This is a genomic window from Kosakonia sp. LAM2021 (genome assembly GCF_016620385.1).
Lineage (GTDB): Bacteria > Pseudomonadota > Gammaproteobacteria > Enterobacterales > Enterobacteriaceae > Kosakonia > Kosakonia sacchari.
Genome location: NZ_JAENHT010000002.1, coordinates 201,811 through 225,877 on the forward strand (window position 1 = coordinate 201,811; position 24,067 = coordinate 225,877).

Here is a 24,067-nt window from a genome sequence, read left to right on the forward strand (position 1 = left end):
ATGAATAAAAAAGATCCGGCCGTGTGATCGCGCCTTAATTCACAACTTTCAGGCCCGCCGTTTGGTGGCGGAATCCATCCACACAGCCAGCAGCAAAATGGCTCCTTTGACGATGTATTGCCAGAACGTCGGCACATCCATCATGCTCATGCCGTTATCCAGCGACGCCATAATAAACGCGCCCATTACCGCACCCGCGACGCTACCAATACCGCCTGCAAGGCTGGTGCCGCCAATCACACAAGCGGCAATGGCGTCCAGTTCGGCGATATTTCCGGCGGAAGGTGAGCCTGCCCCGAGGCGCGAACTGAGGATCAAACCGGCAATCGCCACCATCAATCCGTTAATCGCGAATACCGCAAGTTTGGTGCGCTCGACGTTAATGCCGGAAAGCCGTGCCGCTTCCAGGTTGCCGCCAATAGCGTAAATACGGCGGCCAAACGCGGTGCGTGTCGCCATAAACATGCCCGCCAACAATAAAAACGCCAGCAGCAGTACCGGCGTGGGGACACCTCGGTAATCATTCAGCAGCCAAATGGCTCCCAGCACGATCACTGCGATAATTGCCTGACGTCCAACCGCCGTTGATGCGGGTGACGTTGCCAGCCCCAGCGTCTGCCGGCGCATACGCCCGCGCCACTGCCAGAGTACAAAAGCCACCAGGCCCAGCAGACCCACGCCGAAACCGACGCCGTCTGGTAAGTAGCTTTGGCCAATCTGCGACATTGCCGCGCTGGTGGGGGAAACCGTGGTGCCGTTAGTAATGCCGATCAGTACGCCGCGAAAAGCCAGCATTCCCGCCAGCGTGACGATAAATGAAGGGACTTTGCGATACGCCACCCACCAGCCATTCCAGGCGCCGAGTAGCAGGCCGAGCACCAGTGTTACCGCCACGGTCAGCGGTAGTGGCCAACCCAGCCAGACATCGAAAATCGCCGCCGCGCCACCGAGCAGCCCCATCATGGAGCCGACGGAAAGGTCGATTTCGGCGGAGATAATCACAAACACCATTCCCACCGCCAGGATGCCGGTGATCGCGGTCTGGCGCAGCAGGTTGGAGATATTACGCGCGCTCAGGTAGGCGCCATCGGTCATGCCGGTGAAAAACAGCATAATCACCACAATGGCGGCAATCATTACAAACACTTGTAAATTAAGGGACTTTAGCCCGGAAAAAGCCCCTGGTGAGGCGGTAGTTAACTTGATTTCAGACTGGTTGCTTTTCGACATGATGTTCGCTCCTCAGCGCCGCTTCCATGACCTGCTCCTGGGTCAGATTACGATTGATGAGATCGGCTTTTAGCTTGCCTTCATGCATCACCAGCACCCGATCGCTTAATCCCAGCACTTCGGGGAGCTCAGATGAGATAACGATGACGGCGATCCCCTGCTGCACTAATTGGTTAATCAGTTTGTAGATTTCGTATTTCGCGCCGATATCGATACCGCGCGTGGGTTCATCGAGGATCAGGATGCGCGGGTTGAGTAACAGGCAGCGGGCGAGAATCGCCTTTTGCTGGTTGCCCCCGCTCAGGCGGCCGATCGCCAGCTCCGGGGAAGACGTTTTCACTTTTAGCCGCTGGAGCGACTGTAAAATGCACGCCTGTTCGGCGGCGTCGTCCAGGCTGCTTAACGCGCCGGTAAACTGGTTAAGCGCCGCCAGCGTGATGTTCTTACCCACCGCCATCACCGGCACGATGCCGTCTTTTTTGCGATCTTCCGGCACCATGGCAATGCCAAAGTCGATAGCCTGCTGGCAGTTGTGAATCTGTACCGCTTTGCCATCAAGGAAAATTTGCCCTTCCCAGCGCCCCGGCCAGACGCCAAACAGGCACTGCACCGCTTCGGTCCGCCCTGCGCCGACCAGCCCGGCGATGCCAAGGATCTCGCCGCGCTTCAGGCTGAATGAAATATCGTTCACCCGTTTGATATGGCGGTTTACTGGATGCCAGGCGGTAAGATGTTCAACGCGCAGGATCTCGTCGCCTGTCGCATGCGGTTCATTGGGGTAGAGCGCGGTCAGTTCGCGACCTACCATCATCGTGATGATGTCGTCTTCGCTCATGCCAGCGGCATCACGCGTACCGATATGCTTGCCATCACGGATAACGCAGATGGTGTCCGATATCGCTTTGACTTCATTCAGCTTGTGAGAAATGTAAACGCAGGCGATATCGTGGTTGCGCAGGTCGCGGATGATATCCAGCAACACGGCGGTTTCCTGCTCGGTCAGCGAAGCGGTGGGTTCATCAAGGATAAGCAGCCGCACCTGTTTGTTCAGCGCTTTGGCGATTTCGACCAGTTGCTGTTGCCCGAGCCCTAAATCGCCCACGCGAGTATCCGGTGAAATCGACAGGCTCACCTGTTTAAGCAGCTTTTCGCAGCGCAGCGTCATTTGGTCATAATCCATCACGCCGTGACGGGTGATTTCCGTACCGAGGAAAATGTTTTCCAGCACGGTTAAATGTTTTACCAGCGCCAGCTCCTGGTGAATGATGGCAATACCTTTTCGCTCGGTATCGCGGATATGGCTGGCTTGCAGGGTTTCGCCCGCAAAAATGATTTCTCCCTCGTAACTGCCAGCCGGGTAAATCCCACACAGCACTTTCATCAGCGTGGATTTACCCGAACCGTTCTCACCGCACAGCGAGAGCACCTCACCCGCGTTAAGGTGCAGGCTGACGTTATCTATCGCCTTTACGACACCAAAAGTTTTGGTGATATTTTTCATTTCAAGTAAGTAAGGCATGGCTGCTCCACGTCATTCGCTGATATACAGCGCCTGAAAGAGATGGCAGCCGACGCGCCCGTAGGCGCGCCGACGGTTTTAGAGCTGGTTTTTCTGATGGAAGCCGTCTTTGATGACAGTAGCGTCGATGTTGTCTTTGGTGACTTCAATTGGTGTCAACAGGCGGGCAGGGACATCTTTCAGGCCATTATTCAGTGAAGCGTCCGCTTTTGGCGTTTTGCCGTTGCCTAGCTCGACGGCGATTTCCGCAGCCGTATTCGCCAGTTGGGTGATTGGCTTATAGACCGTCATGGTCTGGCTGCCGTTAATCAACCGTTTCACGCCTGCGAGGTCGGCATCCTGTCCCGAAATCGCCACTTTTCCGGCCAGTCCCTGGGCGCTCAGCGCCTGAATTGCGCCGCCAGCGGTCGCATCGTTGGAAGCTACCACCGCATCAATTTTGTTATTGTTGGCGGTGAGGGCGTTTTCCATAATCTTCAGCGCGTTTTCCGGTAACCAGCCATCGACCCATTGATCGCCGACAATTTTAATTTTCCCGCTATCAATATAGGGTTTTAATACCTTCATTTGCCCGGCGCGGAATAACTTGGCGTTATTATCAACCGGCGATCCGCCCATTAAAAAGTAATTTCCCTGCGGGACTTTGCTTACCAGGCTTTGCGCCTGTAATTCCCCGACTTTTTCATTATCGAAAGAGATATAGAAATCGATGTCGGCATTATTAATCATGCGGTCATAAGCCAAGACTTTAATTCCTTCCTGTTTGGCTTCTTTTATTACGTTACTTAATACCTGGCCGTTGTAAGGAATAATAACCAGCACATCGACACCACGGTTTATCATATTTTCAATTTGCGACATCTGCGTTTCTTCATTCCCGTTTGCGGATTGAACAAACACGTTAGCGCCGAGCGACTCGGCTTTTTTCACAAAAATATCGCGGTCTTTTTGCCAACGTTCAAGGCGCAAATCGTCAATCGCCATGCCGATTTTCACCTCTTTGGCATGGCCGAAAGCGCTTACCAGCAGCAGGGAGGCGCAGAGTGTAAGGCAAAGGTTCTTTATCTTCATAATAGTAATACCTTTTGTAGGGTGAAGGGCGAGATAAAAGAAACATGCACTGCTATAGACGAGCAAATTCTTAACGCAGAATTCCTCGCTGGCAATTACAGATTTTTATCCGGGCGTTACGTTTTTTGGTTTATTTGCTGATTTATGACCGCGATCTTATTTTAAAAAAAGCAAAACCGATTTTGCATAAAAAAGAGGAATGCACCTCGCAGCGGCAGATAGCATTATTTTGCGAGCCAGCGCACGTTTGTGCATTCTCTTAATAGCAGTGTGAAATAACGTAATTGAGCGAGTCAGAGAGAGAATCCAGTATTAACGTCAGATTTGTACACTCGCCAATGGAGCTCATTATGCAAGCTTATTTCGACCAGCTGTATCGGGTTCGTTTTGAAGGTCCAAAAACCACGAATCCTTTAGCGTTTCGTCATTACAATCCGGATGAGCTAGTGCTCGGTAAGCGCATGGAAGATCACCTGCGTTTTGCTGCCTGCTACTGGCACACCTTCTGCTGGAACGGCGCAGATATGTTTGGTGTGGGCTCCTTCGATCGCCCATGGCAACAGCCTGGCGAAGCCATCGCGATGGCGAAGCGTAAAGCCGATGTCGCGTTTGAGTTTTTTCATAAACTCAATGTGCCCTATTACTGCTTCCACGATGTGGACGTTTCGCCAGAAGGTGCGTCGCTGAAAGAGTATCTGAACAATTTTGCGCAGATGGTGGATGTGCTGGCGGAAAAACAACAGCAGAGCGGCGTGAAGCTGTTATGGGGCACGGCGAACTGCTTTACCAACCCGCGCTATGGTGCGGGCGCGGCGACCAACCCGGACCCGGAAGTGTTCAGCTGGGCGGCGACGCAGGTGGTGACCGCCATGAACGCCACTCACAAACTTGGTGGTGAAAACTATGTGCTGTGGGGCGGTCGCGAGGGCTATGAAACCCTGCTCAATACCGATCTGCGCCAGGAGCGTGAACAGATTGGCCGCTTCATGAATATGGTGGTTGAGCACAAACACAAAATCGGTTTTCGCGGCACGTTGCTTATCGAACCGAAACCGCAGGAACCGACCAAGCACCAGTACGATTATGACGCCGCCACCGTTTATGGCTTCCTGAAACAGTTTGGTCTGGAGAAAGAGATTAAACTGAACATCGAAGCCAACCACGCAACACTTGCTGGTCACTCTTTCCATCATGAAATCGCCACGGCCATCGCGCTGGGGCTGTTTGGTTCGGTGGATGCGAACCGCGGCGACCCGCAGCTCGGCTGGGATACCGACCAGTTCCCGAACAGCGTCGAAGAGAACGCGCTGGTGATGTATGAAATCCTCAAAGCGGGCGGTTTCACCACTGGCGGCCTGAACTTTGACGCCAAAGTGCGCCGTCAAAGCACTGATAAATACGATCTCTTCTATGGTCATATTGGTGCGATGGACACTATGGCGCTGGCGCTGAAAGTGGCGGCTCGCATGGTGGAAGAGGGCGAGCTGGATAAACGCGTGGCGAAACGATATGCGGGCTGGAATGGTGAGCTGGGCCAGCAAATTTTGCAGGGGCAGCTTAGCCTCGCAGAGCTGGCGAAGTACGCTGAACAGCAGAACATCGCGCCGCGCCACCAGAGCGGTCACCAGGAGCAACTGGAAAACCTGGTTAACTACTACCTGTTTGATAAGTAAACCGTTCTGCGCCGCCGATAACGCGGCGCACTAAAAAGGAGTGGTCACTATGTATATCGGGATCGATCTTGGCACCTCTGGCGTGAAGGTGATTCTGCTCGGTGAGCAGGGCGAGGTGTTGGCCTCGCATACGGAAAAACTCAGCGTGTCGCGACCGCACCCGCTGTGGTCGGAGCAAGATCCCGAAGCGTGGTGGCAGGCGACGGACCGGGCCATTCTGGCATTGGGCGAGGCGCACTCGTTACAGCAGGTGAAAGCGATGGGCCTCGCCGGGCAGATGCACGGCGCGACGCTGCTTGATAAGGATAACCAGGTGTTGCGTCCGGCCATTCTGTGGAATGACGGTCGCTGTGGCGAAGAGTGCGCGCTGCTGGAAGAGAAGGTCAAAAATTCCCGTGCGATTACCGGCAACCTGATGATGCCCGGTTTTACCGCGCCGAAACTGCTGTGGGTGCAGCGTCATGAGCCAGAAATATTTGCTCGTGTGGCGAAGGTCTTGCTGCCTAAAGATTTTCTGCGCCTGAAAATGTCTGGCGTATTCGCCAGCGACATGTCCGACGCGGCGGGAACCATGTGGCTGGATGTGGCGAAACGCGACTGGAGTGATGACATGCTGGCTGCCTGCTCGCTTTCACGTGCGCATATGCCTGCGCTGTTTGAAGGCAGCGAAATCACCGGTGAATTGCTGCCCGAGATCGCCCGGCGCTGGGCGATGCCCGTCGTTCCGGTTGTCGCGGGCGGCGGAGATAACGCCGCCGGTGCAGTCGGCGTCGGTATGGTAGACGCAGGCCAGGCGATGCTGTCGCTGGGCACATCCGGGGTCTATTTTGCCGTCAGCGAAGGGTTCCTCAGTAAACCCGAAAGCGCGGTACACAGTTTTTGTCACGCGCTGCCTGGCCGCTGGCATTTGATGTCGGTGATGCTTAGCGCAGCGTCGTGTCTGGACTGGGCGGCGAAGCTTACGGGGCTGGAGTCAGTTCCTGCATTGATTAACGCCGCGCAGCAGGCGGACGATAACGCCGGGGATCTGTGGTTTTTACCCTACCTTTCCGGCGAGCGTACACCGCATAACAACCCGCAGGCGAAAGGCGTGTTCTTTGGTCTGACGCATCAGCATGGCCGCGAAGAACTTGCCCGCGCCGTGCTGGAAGGTGTCGGTTTCGCGCTGGCGGATGGTATGGATGTCGTCCACGCCTGTGGCGTCACGCCGCAGAGCATTACGCTTATCGGTGGTGGTGCGCGTAGCGCATGGTGGCGACAAATGCTGGCGGATATCAGCGGATTGCAGCTCGATTACCGCACCGGCGGCGATGTTGGGCCAGCGCTTGGCGCGGCGCGGCTGGCGCAAATTGCCGTCAATCCGCAAACGCCTCTGGCGACACTGTTGCCGCAACTGCCGGTTGAGCAACAGCATGCGCCGGATGCTGCCCGACATGCTCATTATGCGCCATGCCGCGAAACGTTCCGCCGTATCTATCAGCAGCTACTGCCGTTGATGTCCTGATTTTTCCTGCTTATCCGGCCCGCTGTTCAGGTGGGCTGGAATCACCCTGATGTTGTCCTTTTTTGGTCTTAGCAGGCGCAAAACTCCTTGCCACAATAGCGTTAACCCTACTGAGCAAGGAGTCCTGAAATGTCCCGCACCGCGCTGATTAACATCGACACACAGCAATCTTTTTTCCATCGTGACTACTGGCAAGATACGGATTTCGCCGCGTTTCAGCAGGCCATCTCCACGCTTATCGCTGGCTGTGAAGCACGTGGCGTACCGGTAGTCGATATCTTTCATGTCGCCGACAGCGGGCCGTTTTCGCTGGAGAGCGGTTTTGTCGCGCCGATGCCCTTCCTGCAACACCGCGCCGCCGTAACGTTTTATAAGCATGTGCACAATGCGTTTACCGATACCGGGCTCGATCACTGGCTGCGCAGCCGCGACATCAACCATCTGATTATTTGCGGTATTCGCACCGAGCAGTGCTGTGAAACCACCGCGCGCGTCGCATCGGATCTGGGGTATCGTGTGACCTTTGTCAGCGAAGCGACACTGACCTTCCCGATGACGCATAAAGGGGTTACGCTGGATTGCAGCGCGCTGCGCCACCGCACTGAAACCGTGCTGGAAGGCCGCTTCGCTGCCATTAAAACCGTCCACGAAATCCTGGAACTGTAATGACCACAGATGTCTGGTTTGTGATGTTGCCCGGCGTTCTGGCGCTGGATATGACCGGCCCGGCGGAAACCTTCGCGCTGGCAGGCAACGCCTTTCGCCTGCATTACGTTGGGCCGGAAGCCAATGTGTCGACCTCGATTGGCCTGACGATGGGCAACATTGCACCGTTACCGGACACCTTGCCGGAAGGCAGCCTGCTGGTGCTGCCTGGTGTGTCAGATTCCTCACGGTTATTCGACACACCACAGGCGAACGCGGTACGGCACTGGCTGATGCGCTTGCAACCGCTGATCCACAGCCAGAGTATTACGTTGATGTGTGTCTGTTCCGGTGCGGTGCTGGCGGCGAAAGCGGGTCTGATGAACGGCATTCAGTGCACCACTCACCATGATGTTATTGCGCGTTTACGCGCGGTGGCACCTGCGGCGCTGGTAAAAGAGAACCGTATTTTCATTGAGGATCGCAGCATCTGGACCAGTGCGGGCATCACCTCCGGTATCGATCTGGCGCTGCATCTGATTAACCGCTTTTGCGGGCCAGAGACGGCGCTGGCGGTCGCGCGGGAGATGGTGGTCTGGTTCCGCCGTTCCGGGGAAGATCCGCAAATTTCACCGTGGCTGCGCTACCGTAACCACCTGCATCCGGCGGTGCATCGCGCACAAGATGCGTTGACGGCGGAGCCGCAAAAAGCCTGGCAACTGAGCGACATTGCCGAGCGGGCGCACGTCAGCCCTCGACATTTAACGCGTCTGTTCCAGCAACATCTCGGGATCAGCGTGCGTGATTATCTGGAGCAGTTGCGGCTGGTGATTGCCGAACAGTATCTGCTGCAAGGGCGCGGCACCGAGCAGGCTGCGCTTGCCGCCGGGTTCTCCTCACCGCGCCAGCTACAGCGGGCGCGCCAGCGTACGATTAACTGACGAAACGGCGTTTGTCGAGGCGTTGTACCAGCATCGACAGCGCCAGGCTTGCCAGCAGCGTGGCGGTGAAAATCCACACGATATCGAGCAGCGGTGACGCGTGGATTTCAACGCCGCGCGTGCGCAGGGCGTGAATAATCAGCGCGTGGAAACCGTAAATACCCAGCGAGTGGTGAGAAATGAGTGTCAGCCCCGGCAGCGTGCGGCTATTCAGCGTGTTTTTGATGAGCGTAAACAGCGCAATGGCACACAGAAAGACCATCGGTCCGCAGTAGAGATACCAGGTATCGGCGAAATTGCCGCGCCATTTCAGCTCATTGAGCGTACCGCGTGAAATCACCAATACCGCGGCTAAAAACAGGGCGGCGCAGGCCCAGCTTAATGCCCGTTTTTGCGTCTCCATCATGCCGATAGCGCGCCCCAGCATACCGTACAGAATGTAGTAAAACGTATCCCCGCCAATATAAAGATTGACCGGCAGCCACTCAAAACCGCCGATTTTCTGCGGCACTGTATTCGGGTTGGCCACAATGCCAATCACCACCACTAATGCCAGCAACATTTTGCTGCTGAGCGCTTTCACCTGAATCAACGGTGACACCAGGTAAATGACGATAATGGCGAAGAAAAACCACAGGTGATAGAACACCGGCTTTTGCAGCAGATTTTTCAACGACAGCTCGCTGTTAATCGAGGTGAACAGCACGATATAGAGCAGGGCGATAAGGCTGTAGAACACCAGACAAAGCGCGATGCGCAAGAAGTGGCGCGGCTGTGCGCTGCGTTCGCCAAAAAAGAGGTAGCCGGAAATCATAAAAAACAGCGGCACGCTCACGCGGGAAGCGGAGTTGAGGATATTGGCGATATTCCAGTCGAAAGTGGTAATACTGGCAGGATTGGTGATGTACCAGGTAGTGGTGTGGATCATCACTACCATTAAACAGGCTATCCCTCGCAGATTATCTATCCAGTAAATTTTCGACTGCATCAGTTCCTCTGTGTTCACGTTAAAGACAACTCCCTCAGACTGTAAGATTATCTACCTGTCTCATTAGATAATTCTGAGTTTTACCGCTCTTGCTTGTGCGTTTTGCGCAGATTTGCAAAATTTGCGTCCCCCGCCTTTAAAAATAACAGCCCGCGAGCAGGCAGTGATAAAAATGATGAAGTGTATTGCCCCCGCGCTGGTGCTGCTATTAGCAGGCTGCAGCGCCTCTGCAGATATTCCCGCGCAGCAAGCGCAAAAAGCCAGACCCGGCCCCGAACATTCGCTGGATATGGAAAATTTATGCAGACAAAACGCCGCACGCCGTTACAACACCGGCGTACAGCAAATTGATGTCACCGGCTTTGAGCAATTTCAGGGCAGCTATGAAATGCGAGGCATGACGCCGCGCCGGGAAGCCTTTGTCTGCACTTTTGACGCGGAAGGCCAATTTTTACACCTTTCGATGCGCTAAACCGCCAGATTTCCGCCCGGTGGCGCGTGCTTTCCCCAATTTTCCTTAAACAAACCCGTTTCGTACTGTATATCTTGCAGCCAGCGGGTATACTGGGCGCTTCCTTTAAATCCACACGTATCCAGCACGAAAGAATATGCAAAAGTTTGATACCAGGACCTTTCAGGGTCTGATCCTGACCTTACAGGATTATTGGGCTCGTCAGGGCTGTACCATTGTTCAACCTCTGGACATGGAAGTGGGCGCCGGTACATCGCACCCGATGACCAGCCTGCGCGCGCTGGGGCCAGAACCGATGGCAACCGCGTATGTGCAACCTTCCCGTCGTCCGACCGATGGACGCTATGGCGAAAACCCGAACCGTTTACAGCACTATTATCAGTTCCAGGTGGTGATTAAGCCGTCTCCGGATAACATTCAGGAGCTGTACCTCGGGTCACTGAAAGAGCTGGGTATGGATCCGACCATTCACGATATTCGTTTCGTGGAAGACAACTGGGAAAACCCGACGCTGGGTGCCTGGGGTCTGGGCTGGGAAGTGTGGCTGAACGGCATGGAAGTGACGCAGTTTACCTACTTCCAGCAAGTTGGCGGTCTGGAGTGTAAACCGGTTACCGGTGAAATCACCTACGGTCTGGAACGTCTGGCGATGTACATTCAGGGCGTGGACAGCGTTTACGACCTGGTCTGGAGCGATGGCCCGCTGGGTAAAACCACTTACGGCGACGTGTTCCATCAGAACGAAGTGGAGCAATCCACCTACAACTTCGAATACGCGGATGTCGACTTCCTGTTCAGCTGCTTCGAGCAGTATGAAAAAGAAGCTCAGCAGCTGCTGGCGCTGGAAAACCCGCTGCCGCTGCCTGCCTACGAGCGCATTCTGAAGGCCGCCCATAGCTTCAACCTGCTGGATGCGCGTAAAGCCATCTCCGTGACGGAACGTCAGCGCTATATTCTGCGCATCCGCACGCTGACCAAAGCAGTGGCTGAAGCGTATTACGCTTCCCGTGAAGCCCTTGGCTTCCCGATGTGTAACAGAAATAAATAAGAGGCGGCCATGTCTGAGAAAACTTTCCTGGTGGAAATCGGCACCGAAGAGCTGCCACCAAAAGCCCTGCGCAGCCTGGCCGAGTCCTTCGCTGCCAACGTTACCGCTGAGCTGGATGCGGCGGGTGTCACCCATGGCGACGTGCAGTGGTTTGCTGCGCCGCGCCGTCTGGCGGTAAAAGTCGCGAAACTCGCTGCTTCCCAGCCGGATCGCGAAGTTGAAAAACGCGGCCCGGCGATTGCCCAGGCGTTTGACGCTGAAGGCAAACCGAGCAAAGCGGCTGAAGGCTGGGCGCGTGGTTGCGGTATCACCGTCGATCAGGCCGAGCGTCTGACCACCGACAAAGGTGAATGGCTGCTCTATCGTGCGCATGTCAAAGGCGAAAGCGTGGAAACGCTGCTGCCGAACATGATTGCTAACTCGCTTGGCAAGCTGCCGATCCCGAAACTGATGCGCTGGGGCGCGTCGGACGTGACTTTTGTCCGTCCGGTTCACACCGTCACGCTGCTGCTGGGCGACACCGTGATTCCGGCAACCATTCTGGGTATTGCGTCCGATCGCGTGATCCGCGGCCACCGCTTTATGGGCGAGCCGGAGTTCACCATCGACAACGCCGATCAGTACCCACAAATCCTGCTGGAACGCGGCAAAGTGATTGCCGATTACGACGCGCGTAAAGCGAAAATCAAAGCGGATGCTGAAGAAGCGGCGCGCAAGATTGGCGGCAATGCCGATCTGAGCGACAGCCTGCTGGAAGAAGTGACGTCGCTGGTGGAATGGCCGGTAGTGCTGACCGCGAAGTTCGAAGAAAAATTCCTCGCCGTTCCGGCGGAAGCGCTGGTTTACACCATGAAGGGTGACCAGAAGTACTTCCCGGTGTATGGCAACGACGGCAAACTGCTGCCGAACTTTATCTTCGTCGCTAACATCGAATCGAAAGATCCGCAGCAGATTATCTCCGGTAACGAAAAAGTAGTGCGCCCGCGTCTGGCGGATGCCGAGTTCTTCTTCAATACCGACCGCAAAAAACGCCTCGAAGATCATCTGCCGCGTCTGCAAACCGTGCTGTTCCAGCAACAGCTGGGTACGCTGCGCGACAAGACCGATCGTATTCAGGCGCTGGCGGGCTGGATTGCCGGGCAGATTGGCGCGGATGTAAATCACGCCACGCGCGCGGGCCTGCTCTCCAAATGCGACCTGATGACCAACATGGTGTTCGAATTCACCGACACCCAGGGCGTGATGGGCATGCACTATGCGCGTCACGACGGCGAAGCAGAAGACGTTGCGGTGGCGCTGAACGAGCAGTATCAGCCGCGTTTTGCCGGTGATGAACTGCCGTCGAACCCGATTGCCTGCGCACTGGCGATTGCCGATAAGATGGACACCCTCGCGGGCATCTTCGGTATCGGCCAGCATCCAAAAGGCGATAAAGACCCGTTCGCACTGCGCCGCGCTGCGCTGGGCGTGCTGCGTATTATCGTTGAGAAGAACCTGGCGCTGGATCTGCAAACCCTGACCGAAGAAGCGGTGCGTCTGTACGGCGACAAGCTGACCAACGCGAAAGTGGTCGATGATGTGATCGACTTTATGCTGGGTCGTTTCCGTGCCTGGTATCAGGACGAAGGTTACAGCGTGGATACCATCCAGGCGGTGCTGGCGCGTCGTCCGACCAAACCGGCAGATTTCGATGCGCGTATGAAGGCGGTTTCGCACTTCCGTACGCTCGACGAAGCGGCGGCGTTGGCGGCAGCGAACAAGCGCGTTTCCAATATCCTGGCGAAATCCGACGAGACACTGAACGATATCGTTCACGCCTCGGTGCTGAAAGAAGCGGCGGAAATCAAGCTGGCGGGCAACCTGGTGGTGCTGCGCGATAAACTGCAGCCGTACTTTGCCGAAGGCCGTTACCAGGACGCATTAATCGAACTGGCGCAGCTGCGCGAGCCGGTGGATGAGTTCTTTGAGAACGTGATGGTGAATGCCGACGACAAAGACGTGCGTATCAACCGTCTGACATTGCTGTCTAAACTGCGTGAACTGTTCCTGCAGGTGGCGGATATCTCTCTGCTGCAGTAATCGTCATGGCAACAAAAAACCCGCTGCGGCGGGTTTTTTTATGTCTGGCGTCAGGGCTACGGCGTGTTTTGCTCGCCGGGATAAGGGACGAAAGGCGTAAATGTGGCGTTGACGCGAACGTTGTTACGGCCTGCGCGCTTGGCTTCATACAACGCATTATCAGCGCTCTGGATAAGCTGCCCGTACTCAGTGTGGTTTTTCTGGCAAAGACTGGCGACGCCAATACTGACGCTGACGATACCGCCAGGGGAACTGGCGTGGGGCAAATCCAGCAGTTGTACGCTGGTGCGGAGTGTCTCGGCGAGCTCAACGGCATCGGCACAGCGGGTTTCCGGTAACAGGGCGCAAAACTCCTCGCCGCCGTAACGGAACAGGACATCGGCAGGGTTTTTCAGCGCGCCGCGCATCGCGGTGGCGATTTGCTGCAAGCACTCATCGCCGCGCTGGTGACCATTGCAGTCGTTATAAAGCTTGAAGTAATCCACATCAATCAACAGCAGTGACAGCGGCTTGTTATTGCGCTTGCTGGCGCGCCATTCACGCTCAATGCAAAGGTCGAAATAACGGCGGTTACCCACACCGGTCAGCCCATCTGACAGCGATTGTGACAGCAGCTCATGCGCCTGGTCACGCAGTAGGGATTCGCGGCGCACGGCGGCGGTAACATCGACTATCTGAATCAGGCAATAACGTTCCGCATCGCCTAACGGCACAATGGTGACCGCCTGGCTCAGGCGCGCGCCAGGGCGTGAAGGTTCGGCGTAGAGCGGGAAGGGCGAACGGTGCAAAGATTGCGAAAGCAGGGCAGATAAATTGTGGCCAATAGCCTGACGAATCGCATCGCCGACACGGTGATACGCCAGGTCGGGGAATACGCTAAAAAAATCCTCGCCAACCGTATCGCAGGCCGCACGCCCGGTGTGCGTTTCTAACCACGCGTTCCACAGGGCGATACGGTAGCGTGCATCAACAATGATCACACCGAGGCTTAAGGATGAAAAGGCATCAAACAACAACTTATCTTTCATTTTCAATGCATTCCGTCTGGAACACTGCCGGTTTCTACCCGGCTGATATAAAGCCGGATCTGCTCGCGTAAATCACGCAGCGCGGACATATCAAGGATAAAGGCGAGATATCCCTGAATCTGCTGGCGCTCAAGCGCAAAATCGATGCGCAGCATCATCACCAGCGGGTCGTTGTCATCTTTATTCGGGTTGAGGATCTGCTTGCTGCTGCCCACGCGAACGACGGGCAGCGAACCTTGCAGCTCTTTCTGGAACATATTGGCCAGCGTCCCGACACAGGCGTTGAGCACAATATTGCCAATTTCGCTCATCGCTTCGCGTTCCATCTCGCCCAACTCATGCGCGGGGATCAGGTCACCCACCATCATGCGCACAATTTCAAAGCTGGCGGCTTCAGGAAACATCAAAATCGCTTCGGTGGCATACGCGCCCTGATAGTGCTGGCTAATGCCGAATAACGACATGCCCGCTCCCAGCTCATCAGCAGCTTCAGAGCGCGGCGTAAAGCGGATCGTCGGCACCGACATCCGCACTTCTTCATTGACAATATTACTCATCGCGGCGGCGGCCTGGCCGACACCGATGTTGAAAATCTCCATCAAGCTGTCGGTTTCAATTTCGCTGATATCCGGCAATTCACTCATGGATGTGCCTCCAGGCTGTTCAACAACGCGTGGAGTTGCGGCTCTTTCAGCGGTTTTGGCAGAAAGCCAAGACCGAGCGTTTGCGCAGCGGTTTGGATGGAGTTCTGAACGTTGGCGGTGAGCAGAATGATATGCGTGCCAGGGTGCGTCTGGCGGATGCGCGAAGCGGTTTCCATGCCGCCAATACCCGGCATGTTTACATCCAGCAAAATCGCATAAGGTGTGTGCGCCGATGCCAGTTCGATCGCCTCTTCGCCCGTTCCGGCTTCGTCGATTTTCCAGTCCTTGTGCAGGCTGAGCACATACTGGCGTGAAATCATGCGTGACAGGCGGCTGTCATCGACAATCAAGATATATTTCGACATCATTCATTCTCGTCTGGTTATTCATTGCCTGAAAAGGACAATGCAAAGCGCCCGGGGTGGCTCTCTTCCCTGATGAATGCGGCTTAACGTCTCAACATCGTTGTGTTTTCACATAACGCGCTGTTTCGTTGTTTCCTTTGTGAAATTCTCTTCCCGGTTTACACGCACGGCCTGCTACTTTTAGTTAAGTCACCCTATTCATCGGCAAAAACATGCAAATGATTAGCCTCTTTATGACGAGATGGTGAAAATTTAATCTTGAAGAGGGGAGATGATGCGACTATTCTTTGCGCCGACGAACCTCTCGTCTCACCGGAGCGCTTTCTGAAAATGAACAAACACGACTGATGAACTCGGATCCTTGCTAAACGCGCAGGCGTCAGCAGGGGATGTATTGATTTCATTCAGGAGTGCTTATGACTCATTGCGCCCAGATCCCCGCTTTTATTTTGCATCAGCTCACCTGTCAGTTTGCGACGGGCGAGACGCTTTTTGGCCCGCTTACCCTCTCCCTTGAACCGTCGCTGTGCGGCCTGGTGGGGCGCAATGGCGTGGGCAAAACGCAATTACTCCGTCTGCTTGCCGGGCTAGCCACACCTGCCGGCGGGCATATCGAACGCTTCGGCACGCATACGTATGTTGCACAGCAGCACGCGGTTTCTGCGTATACCACGCTTGCGGAACTGCTGGGTTACACAGACATTTTCGCGGCCCGCGAGCGCGTCGAACAGGGCGCATACCAGCCCGACGATCTCGACAAACTTGAAGGGTACTGGGATCTGCCGGAACGCCTGGCAGTGGCTTTTTCTGACGCTAGACTTCCCGCTTTCGACCCGAATAGACCTGCCATTACGCTGAGCGGCGGCGAGCGCGTGCAGGCACTGTTATGCAGTGCGTTTATCGCCAGTGCGGATTATCTGCTGCTGGATGAACCGACCAACCACCTCGACAGGCCGGGACGCGAGTGGTTTTATGCACAGCTGGCGCAGCGAAACGGCGGTGCGTTGGTGGCGACTCACGATCGCGAACTGCTGGCGCTGATGCCGCGCATTCTTGAACTCACGCCCGCCGGGTTGCGCAGTTATGGCGGTAATTATGACGACTACCAGCGCCAGCGTGATGCGGAGCAGCAAGCCGCGCGGGCAATGCTTGAACACGCCGTCAACGAGCGTCGCCGTACCCGCAGCAGAATGCAGAAAGAGCATGATGCCAGCCAGCGGCGCTCGGCGCAGACGCTGCGAACCGTCGATTCGTTAAATATCGCCTCGTTTGAGCGCGTGAAATACAAAAACGCGGCGAAAGAGCGGCCCGATAGCTGGCGCAAGCAGCACCGCGACCAGAATGAGGCGCTTAACACCGCCGTTAACCAGGCGCGCGAGCGGGTGGAAGAGGAGATGCCGGTCCTGTTTACGCTGCCTGGCAGCCATCTTCCCGACGGTAAGCAGGTGCTGGTCATGGAGGATTTGCTGCTGCCGCACGTAGCGCTTGCTCCGCTTAACTGGCGTATGGATGGCCCAATGCGCGTGGCGGTGCGTGGGCCGAATGGTTGCGGTAAATCGACGCTACTGAAAGTGATCCTCGGCGAGCTGGCTCCCCGCGCCGGTCTGTGTCAGCGCTCGGTCACCTGCGCGTACCTTGATCAGCACTTATCGCAGCTCGATCTCTCGCTGTCGGTGCTGGCACATCTCAACGCTGGCGATACGCAGATAGAGGAGGGCGTGCTGCGCACCCGTCTGGCGCAACTGCAACTGGGGGCAGATAAAGTGGGGCTACCGCTGGCGGCGCTGAGCGGCGGCGAGCGGTTAAAAGCGGCGCTGGCGTGCGTACTGTGGCGGCGCGATGCCACGCAGTTGCTGCTGCTGGATGAACCAACAAACCACCTCGATCTGGCATCAACGCAGGCGATTGAAGCGGCGCTGGCGACATTTCCTGGCGCGATGCTGGTGGTGTCTCATGATGCGTCATTTCTTCAGGGATTAACGCTTACGCACAGTCTGGTATGGCGGGAAGAGGGCTGGTACTGCGAAGCGGAGTAAGGTGGACATTAACCCCCGGATTATCGGGGGTTCTACCATCACTATTTAATCAATTAACTGCTTACTGAGCGTTGGGTTCGCATGAATCAGACGCATCAGTTTCATCTCGGTGGCAGTGGGTTTTATTCGTTGTGATTCCCATTCATGAACCATCGATACTGAGACTCCCATGGCACGAGCGAAGTCATCAATTTTAAGCCCGGTTCCACGTCGCAATTGTTCAAAGTCACTAAAGAAATTCGGCTTTTTGCTCAGGGTTACCGGCTGCGTTAGGTCTTTTTTAAAAACAATTTGTTCCAGGCTGCTTAGCAGCTCAAATTCTGGATCTTTATATTCCATCGAGCACTCCTCGTAAAATCACACAGCGGGATCGTGATACAGCTCATTAAGAATAGTCGTGAAAATTCCTGGTGTGGTGGTTGCGCCAGTGATTATTTATGCGTCGAAACGTTTTGATGCTGTTGAAATACACGTTTACGCACTGTGTGATCGCTTAATTGCTTGATTACTCTCAAGCTGTATTTATTCAGTATATTTTTGTAAACCTTCAGCAGAATTTTCGATTAAGAATTATCTGTACCGATTCGCGGAAAATTTCATGCCAGGTCGGTTTCGCGCGTTTAAGAATGCATTGAAGGGGTATCTTGCGAAGCAGACCTGGACTATCCTTGTAAGCCTTCAGGCACGCGTGTGCCGGTATGCGCTTTTATGGGTGAAAGGAGTAACAAAATGGCGACAGGAAAGTCCTGCTCTCGCTGGTTCGCGCCTCTTGCGGCGTTATTAATGGTAGTTAGCCTGAGTGGGTGTTTCGACAAGGAAGGCGATCAGCGCAAGGCGTTTATCGATTTCCTGCAAAATACGGCCATGCGCAGCAGCGAACGACTGCCCGCGCTGACGGCGGATCAGAAAAAACAGTTTGGCCCGTTTGTCTCTGATTATGCCGTGATTTATGGCTATTCCCAGCAGGTTAACCAGGCGATGGACTCCGGTCTGCGTCCGGTGGTGGACAGCGTTAATGCTATCCGCGTGCCGCAGGATTATATGACGCAGCGTGAACCGCTTCGCCAGGCCAACGGTTCGCTGGGCGTGCTGAGCCAGCAACTGCAAAACGCAAAAATGCAGGCCGATGCGTCGCATGCCGCGTTAAAACAGGCTGACGATCTGAAACCGGTTTATGACCAGGTGTTTACCAAAGTGGTCACTAATCCGGCAAATGCGTTGCAACCGCTGATCCCGGCGGCGCAGGTATTCACTCAGCAACTGGTTCAGGTGGGTGATTTTATTGCTCAACAGGAGACGCAGGTGAGCTTTGTTGCCAACGGTATTCAGTTCCCGACGTCGCAACAGGCCAGCCAGTATAACGCGCTGATTGCGCCGCTGGCGGCGCAGCATCAGGCGTTCAATCAGGCCTGGACGGCAACCGTTGCTGCCACACAGCAGTAATCCAGCACAGGCAAAAAAAGAGGCGACATGTTCGCCTCTTTTTTATTGCGCCTGGCGTTAGCTCGCCACTTGCGGGTTGACGCAGTTTTTCTCAACCTTGCCGTTCAGCGCGTCGATCAGGTTATCTACCGCGCACTCCGCCATGTTGTAGCGTGTTTCATGTGTTGCAGAACCGATGTGCGGCAGCGCCACTACATTGGGCAGCGACAGCAACGGCGAATCAACCGGCAGCGGCTCTTGCTCAAAGACATCCAGCCCGGCGGCGTGGATCTCGCCGTTTTTCAGCGCATCGATCAGCGCCGCTTCATCAACCACCGGGCCGCGCCCGGCGTTGATAAAGATGGCCGATTTTTTCATCATCTCAAACTGCGCCTTGCCGATCAGGTGATACGTCTCATCCGTCAGCGGCAGCACCAGGCAGACGAAATCGGACTCTTTCAGCAGCGTCTCTAAATCACAATAGCGAGCCTGAAAGCGCTCTTCCGCCTCGGTGTGGTGGCGACGTGCGTTGTAAAGGATTGGCATGCCGAAACCGAAGTGCGCGCGCTGTGCCAGCGCAAGCCCGATGCGCCCCATGCCGATAATGCCCAGCGTTTTATGGTGTACATCAATGCCAAACCAGTCAGCGCCAATGCCGGATGTCCATTCGCCCACTTTCACCCGCTCGGCCACTTCAACCACGCGGCGCGCGCTGCTCAGCACCAGCGCCATGATGGTATCGGCGACCGTTTCCGTCAGCACGGTCGGAGTGTGCATCAGCAGGATTTTACGCGCGTTCAGCGCATCCACATCAAAGTTGTCATAGCCTACCGAGATAGTCGACGTGGCGCGTAGCTGCGGCATTTTTTCCAGCAGTTCGCTGTCCACTTTTTCGCTGGAACCCAGCAACCCTTGCGCGCTGGCGAAGGCATCGGCGTGTTGCGCCACCGTTTCCGGTTTCAGGTTCGCCACGCGGGTCACGGTGAAATGCGTTTCCAGACGTTGCAGTAAATCATCGGGCAAGGCTTTGTACAGGATGATGGATGGCTTCATGCGGTTCTCCCTTGTGATGGTGCGCCTGCCGGAATCTGCTTATTGTTAGCAGGCTTAACAATTAAAGTAAGCCACACGGAGGCGAAAAGCGCCACCCCCATGAAAATGTACGAGGCCGCCGGGCTGCCGGTGGCGCCGTTGAGATAACCCACCACCCAGGAGCCGCAGAAAGAGCCCAGCGCGCCCATACTGTTGATGAGCGCCATCGCCCCACCGGCGACGTTGCGCGGCAGCATTTCAGGAATAATGGCGAAGAAAGGTCCATAAGGGGCGTACATCGCCGCGCCAGCAACTACCAGTAATGAGTAAGAAACCCAGAAATGATTTGCCCCAACCGCCCACGAGCCGATAAAGGCAAACGCGCCAATCAGCAGCAGCGGCCAGACGAACAGTTTACGGTTTTGCAGCTTGTCCGATGCCCACGAGGCGAGGAGCATCGCCAGCGTCGCCGCCAGATACGGCACAGCGGAGAGCCAGCCGACTTCCACCATGCCCAGGTTTTCACCACCGCTGCGAATAATCGATGGCAGCCACAGGACAAAACCATAGACACCAATACTCCAGGCGAAATATTGCAGGCACAGCAGCACCACATTGCGTGAGCGGAAGGCTTCGCTGTAATTACGCACCGCTTTAATGCCCTGCTGTTCTTTATCAAGCTGGGTTTGCAGCGCGGTTTTTTCATCACTCGACAGCCAGTTCACCTGCGCCGGTTTATCTTTTACCAGCACCCACCAGCAGAACGCCCAAATCACCGCCGGAATACCTTCGATAATGAACATTTCGCGCCAGCCGAAGGACTGGATCAAATAACCGGACACCACCGACATCCACAGCACGGTCACCGGGTTACCGAGGATCAGGAACGTGTTCGCGCGTGAACGTTCGGATTTGGTAAACCAGTTGCTGATATAGATAAGCATTGCGGGCATGACGGCGGCTTCCACCACGCCGAGGATAAAGCGGATGGCGGCAAGCATCGGGATATTACTCACCATGCCGGTTAACGATGCGCAACCGCCCCACAGGATCAGGCAGATAAAGATCAGCTTGCGCACGCTGCGGCGTTCGGCGTACACCGCACCGGGGATCTGGAAAAAGAAGTAGCCAAGAAAGAACAGCGCGCCTAACAGCGAGGAAACGCCTTTGGTGATACCTAAATCGTCGTTAATCCCGGCAGCGGAAGCAAAGCTAAAGTTGGCGCGATCGAGATAGGCCAGGCTGTAGGTAATGAACACGATTGGCATGATATACAGCCAGCGTTTTGTTGAATTTGTAGCGTTCATAAGGTTGCCTCTGTGGTTGAGGTGGTAACCGCCTGTTTGTAGGGTACAGAGCGGTGAATCATGTTTTGGCGGCAGGGTGCGTTACAGCGCGCCCAGCTCCGCACGGGTTGGCAATCCTTCGCTGTCGCCCGGCACCTGGATAGCCAGCGCGCCGATGGCGTTACCGCGGCGCACCGCTTCGGGCAAGGTTTTGCCTTCCAGCAGGGCGCTGATTACTCCTACGGCGAAACCGTCACCAGCACCGACCGTATCGACGACGTTCTCCACTTTTACTGGCGCAACGGCACCCTGTTCTCCGCTGGCGGTTTTAAACCATGCGCCATCGCCACCGGTTTTGATCACCACCGCTTTGACGCCGCGTTGCAGGTAGAAATCGGCAATCCCTTCCGGCGTGTTTTCGCCTGTCAGGATGAAGCCCTCTTTCAACCCTGGCAGAACCCAGTCGGCCTGGAAGGCGAGGCGGTTGAGTTTTTCCACCATCTCCGCTTCGCTTTTCCACAGCACCGGTCGCAGGTTAGGGTCAAACGAGATGGTTTTGCCCTGCGCTTTCATGCTCCGCGCCGCATGTTCGAGCAAGGCGTAAGAAGAGACGGACAGCGCTGCCGCCACGCCGCTGAGGTGTAAATGACGGGCTTCGTTAAACAGCGCTGCGTGAAAATCGTCTGTCGAGAGGTGGCTGGCCGCCGAGCCTTTACGGAAGTACTCCACGATGGGATCGGTTCCATTTTCGGCTTTAGATTTCAGTTGAAAGCCGGTGGCATAACGCCCGTCGAGCGTCACGCCAGCGGTACTGATGTTTTCTTTACGCAGCGTATTGAGGATAAAGCGCCCGAAGCTATCATCGCCGACGCGGCTTACCCAACTGACCTGCAAACCCAGGCGCGCCAGCCCGGTGGCGACATTCAGCTCCGCGCCAGCCGCCCGCTTGATAAACTGCCCGGCATCGGCCAGATCGCCGGTTTCGGTAGCGACAAACATCGCCATCGCTTCGCCAATCGTGATGACATCCAGCGGCTTATGCATGGTGGGACTCCTCGCGTAACAAATTAACGTAATGACGGGTAACGGCGGTCAGATCCTCGCCCTCGAGCGGGAACTCGATACCGCGCGGCGCATCGGCAGGTAAGTTATTCAGCAGCGCCAGCCAACGGGCATCGGCAGCGTCCGGCGGTACGGCACGGAAACTGTCGCCATGCGTCACGGCGGCTTTGACATGGATATAACTGACCGCTGGCGCTAACTGGCGTGCGGCTTCTTCGGGATGTTCGCCAACCCACAGCCAGTTACCGGTGTCGAAGGTCAGGCTCACCGGCAAGGCAAGCGTGTGACAGGCGGCTTTAAAGCGCAGCATTGGCGCGAGTTTGCCGCAGGCGGTCTGGTCGTTTTCCACCACCAGCGGCACCGGGCTCGTCGCCAGCCAGTCGCGCAGCGTTTCCAGGGCAGCGTTGTGGCGAAAGTGGCCGAGCGAAACTTTCAGCCACTGAGCTTTCAGCGTCTGCGCTTCTGCCAGCAAGGCCGGTAAGCGCGGGTTCAGTGCGCCATCCGCTTCGAACAGCGCTTCCGGTACGGAATAACAGACTTGCAGATTGTGCAGGTCGATGGCGAAAGCCAGCGAGGCCAGATGGGTTAACGCCTCTTCGCTTAACAGCTCGCGGCGGATCTCAACGCCGTCGGCTCCGGCTTCGGCGATAATCGGCAGCAGGGCAATTTGCCCGCCCAGCGCCTCGATTTGCGTGTGGCCGTAAGCGGCGGTGACGACGATAATTTTTCTCTGCATTGTCCGACTCCCGGGCGACTTTCTCGCTTTCGTATGTCTTTAACGCTAGATGGAACCGGTTCCAAAGAAAAGATCGCTGTGCCGGAAGTATGATCGTCATCACGAAGGTTATTTAACGCGCTGTAGAACCGCGAACGATCAGTTCGCCGGAAAAAACCTGTTCACGAACGGTGTCGCTGTGGCCTTCAATGCGCCGCACGACTTGCTCGACGGCAGCAAAGCCAATTTGCCAGGTCGGTTGTTTGAGGGTGGTGATGCCAACGCCTGCCAGCTCGGCCCACTCCAGCTCATCAAAACCGAGCAGACCAATGTCGCTGCCCCAGTTCAGACCGATACGTTTTAGTGAACGCGCCACTTGCAGAGTGAGTGCGCCGTTGGCGGAGATAACGGCTTTGCGCATTCCCCGGTGGCTGGCGTGGAACTGGCGCAGGGTATTATCGAGCTGCGCGGCTTCATGCAGCACAATTTCGGCGTTTTCCGCCACCATGCCGGGATAACGGGCAAGCGTCGAGCGAAACGCGGCCAGCCGTTCTCGGCGGGTATTCACCGAGCCCAGCGGTTCGCTCAGGAACAGCAGCGCTTCAAAACCCTGTTCAATCAGGTGCTCGGTGGCGGTCGTGGCAGCCTGAGTGTTGTCCAGCCCGACCACATCGCAAGCGAAATCGGGGATTTTGCGGTCAATCAGCACCATCGGCAGTGAAGATTGTTGCAGGCGGTTTAGCCCCTCTTCACGCATGCCGACGGCGTTCACCACAATGCCTTCCACCTGGTAACTGCGCAGCAGGTCAAGATAATGCAGCTCCTGATCCACTTCGTTGTTGGTGTTACACACCAGCGGCGTGAACCCTTTTTCGCGACAGGCGGCTTCGATGCCGCTCAGCACATGCACGGAGTAGGGGTTGGTGATATCGGCGATGATCAGGCCAATCAGGCGGGTGCGGCCGCGCTTTAACCCACGAGCCATCAGGCTTGGACGGTAGTCGAGATCGGCCACCGCCTGCTCGATACGTGCCAGCAGCGCGGCGGAAAGCAGATGTTTTTCACCATTCAGATAGCGTGAAATACTGGTTTTTCCCGTTTTTGCCGCTTTCGCGACATCACTGATTGTTGGCCGCGCCGTTTTCGCCATGGTTGCTTCCCTCGCCGTGAATGGTTGCCCACACCTTAGCGCGAAATAGCGCGCAATCAAGCACTAAGCGAGGCTTATCACCCGCAGTGTGAGCGTAATGACGTTTAATTCTTTGCTATCGCGCTGCCGCTGTGGATGATAGAGCGCAAAACAAAAT

22 protein-coding genes are annotated in these 24,067 nt (G+C 55.9%); 9 read left to right on the forward strand and 13 right to left on the reverse strand.

Going from position 1 to position 24,067, the window contains the following annotated elements:
• Positions 1-48: 48 nt before the first annotated feature.
• The 3 genes from xylH to xylF all read right to left on the reverse strand — a co-directional run bounded on the left by xylH (position 49) and on the right by xylF (position 3,820).
• Positions 49-1,230, reverse strand: a complete 1,182-nt coding sequence (xylH, locus tag JKP81_RS07425) for a xylose ABC transporter permease XylH (protein WP_200551220.1) — start codon at positions 1,228-1,230, stop codon at positions 49-51.
• Positions 1,208-2,749, reverse strand: coding sequence for a xylose ABC transporter ATP-binding protein (locus tag JKP81_RS07430; protein WP_200551221.1), 1,542 nt, complete (start codon positions 2,747-2,749; stop codon positions 1,208-1,210). Before JKP81_RS07430 ends, xylH begins: the two co-directional genes overlap by 23 nt.
• 78 nt (positions 2,750-2,827) lie before the next feature.
• Positions 2,828-3,820, reverse strand: a complete 993-nt coding sequence (gene xylF, locus JKP81_RS07435) for a D-xylose ABC transporter substrate-binding protein (protein WP_200551222.1) — start codon at positions 3,818-3,820, stop codon at positions 2,828-2,830.
• Positions 3,821-4,170: 350 nt separating this feature from the next.
• On the opposite strand from xylF, the gene xylA reads away from it, so the two are divergent.
• The 4 genes from xylA to JKP81_RS07455 all read left to right on the forward strand — a co-directional run bounded on the left by xylA (position 4,171) and on the right by JKP81_RS07455 (position 8,583).
• On the forward strand, positions 4,171-5,493 hold the full coding sequence (gene xylA, locus JKP81_RS07440) for a xylose isomerase (RefSeq protein WP_200551223.1): 1,323 nt from the start codon (positions 4,171-4,173) through the stop codon (positions 5,491-5,493).
• A gap of 49 nt (positions 5,494-5,542) precedes the next feature.
• On the forward strand, positions 5,543-6,997 hold the full coding sequence (xylB, locus tag JKP81_RS07445) for a xylulokinase (RefSeq protein ID WP_200551224.1): 1,455 nt from the start codon (positions 5,543-5,545) through the stop codon (positions 6,995-6,997).
• A gap of 129 nt (positions 6,998-7,126) precedes the next feature.
• Positions 7,127-7,663, forward strand: coding sequence for an isochorismatase family protein (locus JKP81_RS07450; RefSeq protein ID WP_200551225.1), 537 nt, complete (start codon positions 7,127-7,129; stop codon positions 7,661-7,663).
• Positions 7,663-8,583: a GlxA family transcriptional regulator gene (locus JKP81_RS07455; protein ID WP_200551226.1), complete on the forward strand. Its 921-nt coding sequence runs from the start codon at positions 7,663-7,665 to the stop codon at positions 8,581-8,583. Before JKP81_RS07450 ends, JKP81_RS07455 begins: the two co-directional genes overlap by 1 nt.
• On the opposite strand, the gene JKP81_RS07460 is transcribed toward JKP81_RS07455, so the two are convergent.
• Positions 8,576-9,571 (reverse strand): acyltransferase, encoded by a 996-nt coding sequence (locus tag JKP81_RS07460; protein ID WP_200551227.1) that lies wholly within the window; start codon positions 9,569-9,571, stop codon positions 8,576-8,578. The genes JKP81_RS07455 and JKP81_RS07460 overlap by 8 nt on opposite strands.
• A gap of 172 nt (positions 9,572-9,743) precedes the next feature.
• On the opposite strand from JKP81_RS07460, the gene JKP81_RS07465 reads away from it, so the two are divergent.
• From JKP81_RS07465 to glyS, 3 genes are all read left to right on the forward strand, one after another.
• A complete protein-coding gene (locus tag JKP81_RS07465; protein ID WP_175273629.1) occupies positions 9,744-10,043 on the forward strand; it encodes a YsaB family lipoprotein in 300 nt (99 codons plus the stop codon).
• Between the two features lie 136 nt (positions 10,044-10,179).
• A complete protein-coding gene (gene glyQ, locus JKP81_RS07470) occupies positions 10,180-11,091 on the forward strand; it encodes a glycine--tRNA ligase subunit alpha (RefSeq protein ID WP_017458223.1) in 912 nt (303 codons plus the stop codon).
• A gap of 9 nt (positions 11,092-11,100) precedes the next feature.
• Complete coding sequence (gene glyS / locus JKP81_RS07475) at positions 11,101-13,170, forward strand: glycine--tRNA ligase subunit beta (RefSeq protein ID WP_200551228.1); 2,070 nt, start codon at positions 11,101-11,103, stop codon at positions 13,168-13,170.
• A gap of 56 nt (positions 13,171-13,226) precedes the next feature.
• Here the strand turns inward: glyS and JKP81_RS07480 are convergent, their stop codons facing one another.
• The 3 genes from JKP81_RS07480 to JKP81_RS07490 are packed head-to-tail and all read right to left on the reverse strand — an operon-like array spanning position 13,227 to position 15,210.
• Complete coding sequence (locus tag JKP81_RS07480; RefSeq protein WP_200551229.1) at positions 13,227-14,198, reverse strand: GGDEF domain-containing protein; 972 nt, start codon at positions 14,196-14,198, stop codon at positions 13,227-13,229.
• 2 nt (positions 14,199-14,200) lie between these two features.
• On the reverse strand, positions 14,201-14,842 hold the full coding sequence (locus JKP81_RS07485; protein WP_200551230.1) for a chemotaxis protein CheC: 642 nt from the start codon (positions 14,840-14,842) through the stop codon (positions 14,201-14,203).
• Positions 14,839-15,210 carry a response regulator gene (locus JKP81_RS07490; RefSeq protein WP_200551231.1) on the reverse strand — a complete coding sequence of 124 codons (372 nt, stop codon included), beginning with the start codon at positions 15,208-15,210 and terminating at the stop codon, positions 14,839-14,841. Before JKP81_RS07490 ends, JKP81_RS07485 begins: the two co-directional genes overlap by 4 nt.
• Positions 15,211-15,623: 413 nt before the next feature.
• On the opposite strand from JKP81_RS07490, the gene JKP81_RS07495 reads away from it, so the two are divergent.
• Entirely contained in the window at positions 15,624-17,243 is a 1,620-nt protein-coding gene (locus JKP81_RS07495; protein ID WP_200551232.1) for an ABC-F family ATP-binding cassette domain-containing protein, read from the forward strand.
• A gap of 45 nt (positions 17,244-17,288) precedes the next feature.
• Here JKP81_RS07495 and JKP81_RS07500 read toward each other — a convergent pair whose 3' ends face one another.
• Positions 17,289-17,582 carry an HTH-type transcriptional regulator gene (locus tag JKP81_RS07500; protein WP_200551233.1) on the reverse strand — a complete coding sequence of 98 codons (294 nt, stop codon included), beginning with the start codon at positions 17,580-17,582 and terminating at the stop codon, positions 17,289-17,291.
• Positions 17,583-17,972: 390 nt separating this feature from the next.
• Here JKP81_RS07500 and JKP81_RS07505 point away from each other — a divergent pair, with 390 nt between their 5' ends.
• Positions 17,973-18,686, forward strand: a complete 714-nt coding sequence (locus JKP81_RS07505) for a DUF3053 domain-containing protein (protein ID WP_200551234.1) — start codon at positions 17,973-17,975, stop codon at positions 18,684-18,686.
• A gap of 57 nt (positions 18,687-18,743) precedes the next feature.
• On the opposite strand, the gene ghrB is transcribed toward JKP81_RS07505, so the two are convergent.
• The 5 genes from ghrB to JKP81_RS07530 all read right to left on the reverse strand — a co-directional run bounded on the left by ghrB (position 18,744) and on the right by JKP81_RS07530 (position 23,910).
• Positions 18,744-19,718, reverse strand: a complete 975-nt coding sequence (gene ghrB, locus JKP81_RS07510) for a glyoxylate/hydroxypyruvate reductase GhrB (protein ID WP_200551235.1) — start codon at positions 19,716-19,718, stop codon at positions 18,744-18,746.
• Positions 19,715-21,004, reverse strand: coding sequence for an MFS transporter (locus JKP81_RS07515; RefSeq protein WP_200551236.1), 1,290 nt, complete (start codon positions 21,002-21,004; stop codon positions 19,715-19,717). The genes ghrB and JKP81_RS07515 overlap by 4 nt, the downstream gene beginning before the upstream one ends.
• An 81-nt stretch (positions 21,005-21,085) precedes the next feature.
• Positions 21,086-22,027, reverse strand: coding sequence for a sugar kinase (locus JKP81_RS07520; RefSeq protein ID WP_200551237.1), 942 nt, complete (start codon positions 22,025-22,027; stop codon positions 21,086-21,088).
• Entirely contained in the window at positions 22,020-22,781 is a 762-nt protein-coding gene (locus JKP81_RS07525; protein ID WP_200551238.1) for a sugar phosphate isomerase/epimerase, read from the reverse strand. The genes JKP81_RS07520 and JKP81_RS07525 overlap by 8 nt, the downstream gene beginning before the upstream one ends.
• 112 nt (positions 22,782-22,893) lie before the next feature.
• Positions 22,894-23,910 carry a LacI family DNA-binding transcriptional regulator gene (locus JKP81_RS07530; RefSeq protein WP_200551239.1) on the reverse strand — a complete coding sequence of 339 codons (1,017 nt, stop codon included), beginning with the start codon at positions 23,908-23,910 and terminating at the stop codon, positions 22,894-22,896.
• Positions 23,911-24,067 lie beyond the last annotated feature (157 nt).